9 protein-coding genes are annotated in these 8,785 nt (G+C 74.6%); 6 read left to right on the plus strand and 3 right to left on the minus strand.

What is annotated here, in order from left to right; genetic code table 11:
- From ETD83_RS43145 to mshC, 4 genes are all read left to right on the plus strand, one after another.
- Nucleotides 1–523: hypothetical protein (locus ETD83_RS43145; RefSeq protein ID WP_171064639.1), on the plus strand; the 523-nt coding region annotated here is incomplete at its 5' end.
- 124 nt (nt 524–647) lie between these two features.
- The gene (locus ETD83_RS36150) at nt 648–1,616 is read left to right on the plus strand and encodes an ABC transporter permease (protein ID WP_230421408.1); all 969 of its coding nucleotides are present in this window, start codon (nt 648–650) and stop codon (nt 1,614–1,616) included.
- Nucleotides 1,613–2,569, plus strand: a complete 957-nt coding sequence (locus ETD83_RS36155; RefSeq protein ID WP_230421409.1) for an ABC transporter permease — start codon at nt 1,613–1,615, stop codon at nt 2,567–2,569. The genes ETD83_RS36150 and ETD83_RS36155 overlap by 4 nt, the downstream gene beginning before the upstream one ends.
- 69 nt (nt 2,570–2,638) lie before the next feature.
- Complete coding sequence (gene mshC, locus ETD83_RS36160; RefSeq protein ID WP_138649705.1) at nt 2,639–3,877, plus strand: cysteine--1-D-myo-inosityl 2-amino-2-deoxy-alpha-D-glucopyranoside ligase; 1,239 nt, start codon at nt 2,639–2,641, stop codon at nt 3,875–3,877.
- A gap of 3 nt (nt 3,878–3,880) precedes the next feature.
- On the opposite strand, the gene ETD83_RS36165 is transcribed toward mshC, so the two are convergent.
- The 3 genes from ETD83_RS36165 to ETD83_RS36175 form a co-directional block, all read right to left on the minus strand.
- Complete coding sequence (locus tag ETD83_RS36165; protein WP_138649706.1) at nt 3,881–5,437, minus strand: serine/threonine-protein kinase; 1,557 nt, start codon at nt 5,435–5,437, stop codon at nt 3,881–3,883.
- A gap of 186 nt (nt 5,438–5,623) precedes the next feature.
- On the minus strand, nt 5,624–6,466 hold the full coding sequence (locus tag ETD83_RS36170) for a PAC2 family protein (RefSeq protein WP_138649707.1): 843 nt from the start codon (nt 6,464–6,466) through the stop codon (nt 5,624–5,626).
- Between the two features lie 225 nt (nt 6,467–6,691).
- Nucleotides 6,692–7,150 (minus strand): universal stress protein, encoded by a 459-nt coding sequence (locus ETD83_RS36175; RefSeq protein WP_138649708.1) that lies wholly within the window; start codon nt 7,148–7,150, stop codon nt 6,692–6,694.
- Nucleotides 7,151–7,287: 137 nt separating this feature from the next.
- Here ETD83_RS36175 and ETD83_RS36180 point away from each other — a divergent pair, with 137 nt between their 5' ends.
- Entirely contained in the window at nt 7,288–7,956 is a 669-nt protein-coding gene (locus ETD83_RS36180) for an HAD family hydrolase (RefSeq protein WP_138649709.1), read from the plus strand.
- Nucleotides 7,957–8,261: 305 nt separating this feature from the next.
- A complete protein-coding gene (locus tag ETD83_RS36185; protein WP_138649710.1) occupies nt 8,262–8,699 on the plus strand; it encodes a hypothetical protein in 438 nt (145 codons plus the stop codon).
- Nucleotides 8,700–8,785: the final 86 nt, after the last annotated feature.

Here is an 8,785-nt window from a genome sequence, read left to right on the forward strand (position 1 = left end):
GTCGACGCGGGGGGAGCTGCCGCTGCGGGTGGCCGCCGACGGCAAGCTGGGGCGGGTCGACCTGGCGTCCTTCGATCCGTTCCACCTCGTCGGCGCGGAGCCCGACCGGGTGCTGCTGTGGAGCTGGGACGGCGCGGACCTCACCGAGCGGGACCTCGGGCCCGGGCTGCACGTGATCGTCAACAGCGGGCTGGAGGGCGAGGGGCAGCTCGAGGGCGAGACCGAGGACGCCTACATGGCGGCCCGGCTCGCGCATTTCCGGCCGCGGCTGGACGCGGCGGCGCGTCCCGAACCCGGTCCGGACGAGCCGCTGGAGCGGGCCTGGGGTGAGTGGCTGCCGCTGGTGAACGGCGACGGCCTGCCCCGCGCCGACCACCGGGCCCTCCTGCCGCTGCTCGACCTCGGCGCCGGGCGGGTGTGGGGCACGACCTCGGTCAGCCTCGCCGCTCTCCGCGCGGACGGTGTCCGGTACGACTTCTCCGCCGCGCCCGGCGACGCCGGTGCCTGGGTCCGGGTGCTCTAGCCAGGCGTTCTCCCACCGACCGGTGTATTCCGTCAACCGGCGGCGATGCGATGACGCTCGGTGTTAGCTTGGCGACTCATCGCGATCGGCAGACGGGGAGTGCGCGGATGGCAGGGGCGCTGGGGTGAGCGGGCGCGTCGACGTCGGCGCGCCGCCGGTGGTGAAGCGCGCGGGACCGGAGGCGGTCCGGGGGCGCGCGCCGTCGCAGCTCGCCTGGGGGCGCTTCCGGCGTGACCGGGTCGCCGTCGCGTCCGTCGCCGTGCTGGTGGTCATCGCGCTGTTCGCGGTGCTGGCGCCGCTGTGGGCTCACCTCACGGGGCACCCCTATGACCGGACGTTCCCCGAGACCGGGCTGGACGTCGCGGGGCAGCCGCGCGGGCCTGGCGCGGAGTTCCCGCTGGGCGCTGATCAGCTCGGTCGGGACGTCCTCGTCCGAGCCGCTTACGGGACGCGTGTGTCTCTCGTCGTCGGGGTCTGCGCGGCGCTGCTCGCCACCGTCGCCGGCACGGTCGCCGGGACGGTCGCCGGATTCGCGGGCGGCGCCGTCGACGCGGTGCTGGCGCGGCTGATGGACATGACGCTCGCGCTGCCCTACCTCCTCGTGGCGATCACGCTCGCGACGACGTTCCGGGTCTCGTCGGCCGCCGCCGGGCTCGCGCTGACGGTCCTGGTGATCGCGTTCTTCTCGGTCGCGGCGTCCGGCCGGGTGATCCGGGGCCAGGTGATCGCGCTGCGGCGCAGGGAGTTCATCGAGGCGTCCCGCGCGCTCGGCGCCTCCGACGCCCGGATCATGGTCGTGGACGTCCTGCCGAACCTGGTCGCGCAGGTCACCGTGCTGACCTCGCTGCAGATCCCGGCGGCGATCGTGTTCGAGGCGACGCTGTCGTTCCTCGGCGCGGGGGTGCCGCCGCCGGTGCCGAGCCTCGGCTCGATGCTCGGCGAGGGCAGCGACGCGTTCCGGTCGGCGTGGTGGCTCCTCGCCGTCCCCGGCGCCCTGCTGCTGCTGGTCACGCTGGCGTTCAACCTGATCGGCGACGGGATCCGCGATGCCCTCGACCCGCGCGGCGGCGGCCGGGCCGGGCGCGGGCGGTGAGCCGGGGGCTGCCGCGGTACGTTCTGCGCCGCCTGCTCTACTCGGCCGCGGTGCTGTGGCTGGTGTCCACGCTGGTGTTCGTGTTCCTGCACGTGTCGCCCGTCCCGGTGGAGCGGGTCATCGGAGGGCCGCGCGCCACGGCGGAGACGCTGGCGCAGATCCGCGCCAACCTCGGGCTGGACCAGCCCGTGCTCGTCCAGTACTGGCGGTTCGTGGGGCGGTTGCTGAGCGGTGACCTCGGCGACTCCTACATCAGCGGGACGCCGGTGTCGGCGCTGATCGCGGAGCGGCTCCCCACGACGCTGTGGCTGGTCTTCGGCGCCGGGGTGCTGTGGTTCGCCGGAGGCGTCGGCCTGGGCGTGTTCAGCGCGTCCAGGGCGCGGACGCTGTGGGACAGGGCCGCGACGGCGTTCGTGCTGGTCGGCCTGTCGACGCCGCCGTTCGTGGTGGCCCTGGCGCTGCTCTACGTGTTCGCCACCAGGCTGGAGGAGTCCGGCGTCCACCTGTTCGAGGCGGGCCCGCCGATGCAGGAGCACTTCCTCCGGCGGATGGTCCTTCCGTGGGCGGCGCTGGCGTTCCTGATGCTGGCGTCCTACACGCGCCTGACGCGGGGCGCGATGCTGGACGTCCTCGGCGAGGACTACGTGCGGACGGCGCGGGCCAAGGGGCTGCCGGAGCGCCGCGTCGTGCTGCGGCACGGGCTGCGGCCGGCGCTGGCGCCCGTCGTCACCCAGGCCGGCATCGACCTCGGCGCGCTGGTCGGGTCCACGATCGTCACCGAAAAGGTGTTCGGGCTGCAGGGTGTGGGGCAGCTCGTCCACCAGTCCATCGCGACGGGGGACACCCCGGTGATCATCGGCGTGACGCTGACGGTGACGCTGTTCGTGATCGCCGCGAACCTGCTGGTGGACATCGGCTACTCGGTCCTGGACCCCCGCGTCCGGCTCGGCTGAGCGGACACTCGCGACACTCAACCTGATCTCGCCGCAAACCCGCGAACAGGGCATGGATAAGCTTTCGGTATGCGCTCGTGGCCCGCCTCAGAAGTCCCCGGCCTCACCGAAGCGGGCCTGCCCGCCGCGACCCGGCCGCTCCGCCTGCACGACACGGGGACGGGCACGGCACGCCCCGCCGGGCCCGCCGGGCCCGGCGGCACCGCCCGGATGTACGTGTGCGGGATCACCCCCTACGACGCGACCCACCTCGGCCACGCCAACACCTACCTGGCGTTCGACCTCGTCAACCGCGTCTGGCGCGACCTCGGGCACCGGGTCCACTACGTCCAGAACGCCACGGACGTCGACGACCCGCTCCTGGAACGTGCCCGGGACACGGGACAGGACTGGCGGGAGCTCGCCGACCGGGAGATCCAGCTGTTCCGCGACGACATGACGGCGCTGCGGATCCTGCCGCCCGACCGGTACGTCGGCGCGGTCGAGGCGATCCCGCTGATCGTCGAGATGATCGAGAAGCTGCGCGGCCGGGACGCCGCCTACGAGCTGGCCGGCGACGTCTACTTCCCCGTCGCGGCCGACCCCTCGTTCGGGCAGGTCAGCCGGTTGACGCGGGACGAGATGGGGCCGCTGTTCGCCGAGCGCGGCGGCGACCCGGACCGCGCGGGCAAGCGCGACCCGCTCGACCCGATGCTGTGGATGGCGAAGCGCCCCGGCGAGCCCGGCTGGGAGTCGCCGTTCGGCGAGGGCCGCCCCGGCTGGCACGTCGAATGCTCCGCGATCTCCATCGAGTACCTCGGGATGGCGTTCGACGTCGAGGGCGGCGGCTCCGACCTGGCGTTCCCGCACCACGAGATGAGCGCGTCCCACGCCCAGGTCGCCACGGGGGAGCGGCCCCACGCCCGCGCCTACGTCCACGCCGGCATGGTCGGCCTGGACGGCGAGAAGATGTCGAAGTCGCGCGGCAACCTGGTGTTCGTGTCGAAGCTGCGGGACTCCGGCACCGACCCGATGGTGATCCGGCTGGCGCTGCTCGCGCACCACTACCGCGCCGACTGGGAATGGACGCGCGACGGCCTGGACGGGGCCGCCGCCCGCCTCGGCCGCTGGCGCGCCGCGGTGTCCCGGCCGTCCGGGCCGCCCGCCGCGCCGGTCGCCGCGGCCGTCCGCGACCGCCTCGCCGACGACCTCGACGCCCCGGGCGCGCTGGCCGCCATCGACGCCTGGGCCGCGGCGGACGGCGGCGACGAGGCCGCCCCGTCGCAGGTCAGGGCCATCGCCGACACGCTTCTCGGCGTCGGCCTCTAGGCGTCACTGCAGGACGTAGCAGTCCCAGTCGGCCGGGTTGCCCGCGTCGCCACGCAGCCGCGCCTCCGCGTCGTGGCGGTACTGGGCCGCGCACACCGTCGTCATCTCGATCGGAGTGTCGACGCCGATGTCGCCGTCGCGGGGCACGCAGTACCACTTGGTGCTGCGGAACTGGGTGTCACGCTCGCGGGCCGCGCAGTACTTGGCGGGGCTGGGGGAGCCGAGCACGACCGGTTTCGGCGGCGGGTCGCTGGTGGCCGGGGGCCCTCCGCCGTCGCCGTCCCCGGGAGTGGTGCCGTTTCCCGGCCCCGGACGCCCCGGCGCGGTCGAGCCCGCCGCGCCCGGGCGGGTGCGGCTCGGCCTGGCGGACGAGGGCCCGGACGACGGGGCGGCCGTCGACCCCGGGGCCGTCACCTGCCCGTGCGGCTCGCCGGCCTCGGGAGGGTCGTCGTCCGGCCGCTCCAGCAGGGTGTAACCCGCGGCCCCGGCGAGGGCCGCGACGATCGCGGCGGCGAGGGCCGCGACGACCGCCCGTCCGAGGCGGCGGCGCGTGCGGCGCGGCGGGCGGGGGCCGGGCCCGCCGGCGTCCGGGTTCGGGTCGGTGGCCGAGGGCGGCAGGGTGTTCTCACCGGCCCCTCCGCCCGGCGCCGGGCCCGGTGCCGGGCTGGCCATGGGGGCCGCGATGGGTGCCGGCGGAGGCGCCGGCAGCCCCGACGGAGACGTGACCGCGGCGGCGGCCGTGTCGTACGCGTCCTCGTGCCCGACGAGCCGCAGCAGCAGCTGCGCCGCCGTGGGCCGCGCCCCCGGGTCCTTCGACAGCGACGCGGCGACCAGCTCGCGCAGCTCGCCGTCCAGGCTCCCGAGGTCGGGCTCGTGGTGCAGGACGCGGTACATGACCGCGGGAATGGAGTCGGAGCCGAACGGCGGCCGCCCGGTCGCCGCGAACGTGATCGTCGCGCCCCAGGCGAACAGGTCGGCGGCGGCGCCGACGTCCAGCCCGGACACCTGCTCGGGCGCCATGTAGGCGGGGGTGCCGACGGCGCGGCTGCTGACGGCGCTGGCCGCGTCCAGCACCCGCGACAGGCCGAAGTCGATGACGCGGGGTCCGTCCGGGCCGAGCAGGACGTTGTGCGGCTTGAGGTCGCGGTGCACGATCCCGGCGCGGTGGATGGCGGTGAGCGCGCTGGCGGTGCTGACGGCGAGCCGGTCCAGCGCGCCGCCGGTCATCGGCCCGTCCCGCGCGACGGCGCGGTTCAGCGCCTCGCCGGGAACGTACTCGCTGACCAGGTACGGGCTGTCGCCGGCGACCTCGGCGTCGAGGAACTGGGCGGTGCAGAACCGGGCGACCTGCTTGGCGACCTCCGCCTCGCGGACGAACCTGGCCCGCGCGGTGTCGTCGTCGTCGAACTGGACCCGCAGGAGCTTGACGGCGACGCGCTGGCCGTCCGCGCCCGCGCCGAGGTAGACCGTGCCCTGCGCGCCGGAGCCGAGCCGGCCGAGCAGCTCGTAGCGGCCGAGGCGGGCCGGGTCGTGCGGTTGCAGGGGCGTTGCGTCCGGCAACGGGGAGCTTCCTCTCGTCCGGTCCTCATGCGGGGCGGCTGCCCGTCACAGTAGGCCCGCCAGCTTATAAAGGACCAGCGAAAAGCCGGTTACGCGACCGCACAATAGACGGAAATGCCCGGAATGCCGGGCATGGGGCGAGTGTCGGGACCGTGGGACGTGCTCCCGAGCCCGGGGCGGGGACGCTCAGCCCGGGTCGCGGCGGCGCAGATAGCGCTCGAACTCGCGGGCGATCGCGTCGCCGCTCGCCTCGGGCAGCTCGGTGGCGTCCTTCTGCTCCTCCAGCGTCCGGACGTACTCGGCGACCTCGGAGTCCTCCTCCGCGAGCTCGTTGACGCCGTTCTCCCAGGCCCGCGCCTCCTCCGGCAGCTCGCCGAGCGGGACGGTCACGTCCAGGAGGTCCTCGACGCGCCGCAGCAGCGCGAGGGTGGCCTTCGGGGACGGCGGCTGCGCGACGTAGTGCGGGACGGCGGCCCACAGCGACACGGTGTCGAGATCGGCCTTGGCGCACGCGTCCTGCAGCACGCCGAGGATCCCGGTCGGTCCCTCGTAGCGGGCCGGCTCCAGGTGCAGCGTGCCGACGAGCCCGGCCTCGGACGCGGCCCCCGTCACGGGCACCGGACGGGTGTGCGGCGCGTCGGCGAGCAGCGCGCCGAGCAGCACGACGTTGCGGACCTCCAGCTCCAGCATCAGCCCGACCAGCTCCCGGCAGAACGACCGCCACCGCATGTTCGGCTCGATGCCGTGCAGCAGCACGACGTCCTTGCCGCCCGGCAGCCGCGCCCACGACACGCGGGTGGTCGGCCAGGTGATGCCGCGGGTCTCGCCGTCGGTCATCTCCACGATCGGGCGGGTGACCTGGAAGTCGTAGTAGTCGTCGGGGTCGAGCTCGGCGATCGGCACCGCCTCCCAGGTGGTCTCCAGGTGCGCGATGACCCCGCTGGCGGCCTCCCCGGCGTCGTTCCACCCCTCAAAGGCGGCCACGAGCACCGGATCGACCAGTTCGGGCAGACTTTCCAGCTCGACCACGCGCTGCCTCCTTCCGACGCCCAGGTACAGCGTCACCGTCGGGGGCCGTCATTCCCGGGGGTCGGGGCCCCGCTCATGATCGGTGGCTGTCAGCCTACGTCCTGACGGTGATGTACCCCACCCTTCTCCGGCCCTGCACCCGCCCTGTACGCCCGCGGCGGAAAACCGGACGCGCCCCGCGGCGGATACCGGATGCGCCCGCGGCGGAATACCGGCGCGTCCGCGTCACTTACCGTCTGTGGTGTGGACGATCAGCACGTCACAGGGGGAGCGGTGCGACAGGTTCGCCGGGACGGACCCGAGGATGCGGCCCGCGAGGCTGTTCAGCCCGCGGTTGCCGATCACGACCAGCTCGGCCCCGCGGTCCTTGGCCAGCCGGGAGATGACGTCGACGGCGTCGCCCTCGACGGCGACCTGGTCGATGTCCCGGGCCCCGGCCGCGACGGCCCGCTCGCGCGCGGCGCGCAGCGCGTCGTCGGCGGGCGTGGACCCCTGCACCTTGTACGCCAGGTCCCCGAGCCGGTCGGCGGCGCTGGCGCGCTCCCGCGCGGGCATGGGGCTGTAGGCCGTGGCGAGCAGCAGGGTGGCGCCGGTGGCGGCGGCCAGCTGCGCGGCCCGGTCGACCGCGCGGAACGAGGAGTCCGAGCCGTCGGTGCCGACGAGGATGATGCGGTACGCGCTCATGCCGTTCCTTACCCGGTAGTAGGTTACTGGGGGCACGGTATCGGGCCGGTGACCGGTCCGTCACCGTCTCTTTGCACACGCCGTCCAAGAACGACCGCGCGCGGGCGGGCAGGGAACCCCCGCACGAGAGGAGAAACGTGACCCGTGGCGGCCCGCAGGCCGTGCTGTTCGACATGGACGGCCTGCTCATCGACTCCGAACGCGTCTGGCTCGAGGTCGAGTCGGAGGTCATGGCATGGCTGGGCGGCGAATGGACGCCTGCCCACCAGGAGCGCCTCGTCGGCGGCTCCCTCGCCATCGCCGTCGACTACATGCTGGAGCTGACCGGCGCGGACGCCCCGCCCGAGGAGGTCGGCCGGCGGATGCTGGACGGCATGGCCGAGCGGCTCGCCGCCTGCGTCCCGATGATGCCGGGCGCCAAGGACCTGCTCGCCGAGATCCGCGAGGCGGGCGTCACGGCGGCGCTGGTGTCCTCCAGCCACCGCCGCCTCCTGGAGCCGGTGCTGGACGCGATCGGCCGCGAGCACTTCGCGCTGAGCGTCGCGGGCGACGAGGTGACGCGGACCAAGCCCGACCCCGAGCCGTACCTGACCGCCGCGGCGCGGCTCGGCGCGGACCCGGGGCGCTGCGTGGTGCTGGAGGACTCCCCGAACGGCGTCGCGGCGGCGGAGGCCGCGGGCTGCGTCACCGTCGCGGTGCCCGGCGTCCTGCCGATCCCGCCCGTGCCGGGGCGCACGGTGGTGGCGTCGCTGCGCGAGGTGAGCCTGGCGTCGCTGCGCGCGCTGCCCGCGTTCGCCGGGCCGTGATCAGCGGGAACCGCGCGTCCGGCGGGTCGGCGGAAGGTCGCGGGTCTCCACCCGCCCGTCTCCCAAACGTTGCCGGATGTTGACCTGATTTGGGGGTGTTCGCCGGATTCGTCCGGCGGAGGGTGCGCCGGAGGCGGCAGGGGCCGCTGATACCTGCGGGGTGGTCCCTAGGGGACGGATCACGCCGGAGGAGGAGGCCAGGCGGGCGACAAACCGTCCGCCGGGAGGACCGGAACCCCCGCCTGGCGTGTGACGATGGAGAGAGCACCAGCGCAGGACCATGAGCGTAGGGATTGAGGGCCGGCATGAGCGACGCAGCCATTTTCGCGATCAGCCTCGGAGTGACCCTGCTCGGGTTGGTCATCAGCTGGGGGGCCTACCGCCGCCGCGGCGCGGGCGTCGGCGTGCGCGGGGCCGCGCTGTCCCTGGTGCCGCTCGCGGCGGCGATGACCGGGGTGACCGAGTTCTTCGTCGACCTCGCCTTCAGCCCGGTGAAGTGGGCGGGAGTCGCGGTGGCGGGGCTCGCCGTGCTCCTCTACATGACGTCCGGCGCGATGCTGAGCCGCCGCGTGGACGCCGGGGGCAAGGACGGGAAGAAGGCCGCCGGAGGCGGGCAGGCGGGGCCGAAGTCCGCCGGGCGGTCCGGCAAGGCGAAGGGCGCCGTGGAGGGGCCCGCGCGGGGCGGCGGCGACCCCGAGCTGGCGGAGATCGAGCGGATCCTGCGCGACCGCGGCATCTCCTGACAGACGTCCGTCCGGCTCCGTGAGGCTTCCCTGAAGCGACCATGGCGGGCCGGGACGCTCCCGCGCCTGTCTCTTATACACCTCTC

Origin of the sequence: Actinomadura soli (assembly GCF_005889715.1) — a bacterium.
GTDB classification, from domain to species: domain Bacteria; phylum Actinomycetota; class Actinomycetes; order Streptosporangiales; family Streptosporangiaceae; genus Spirillospora; species Spirillospora soli.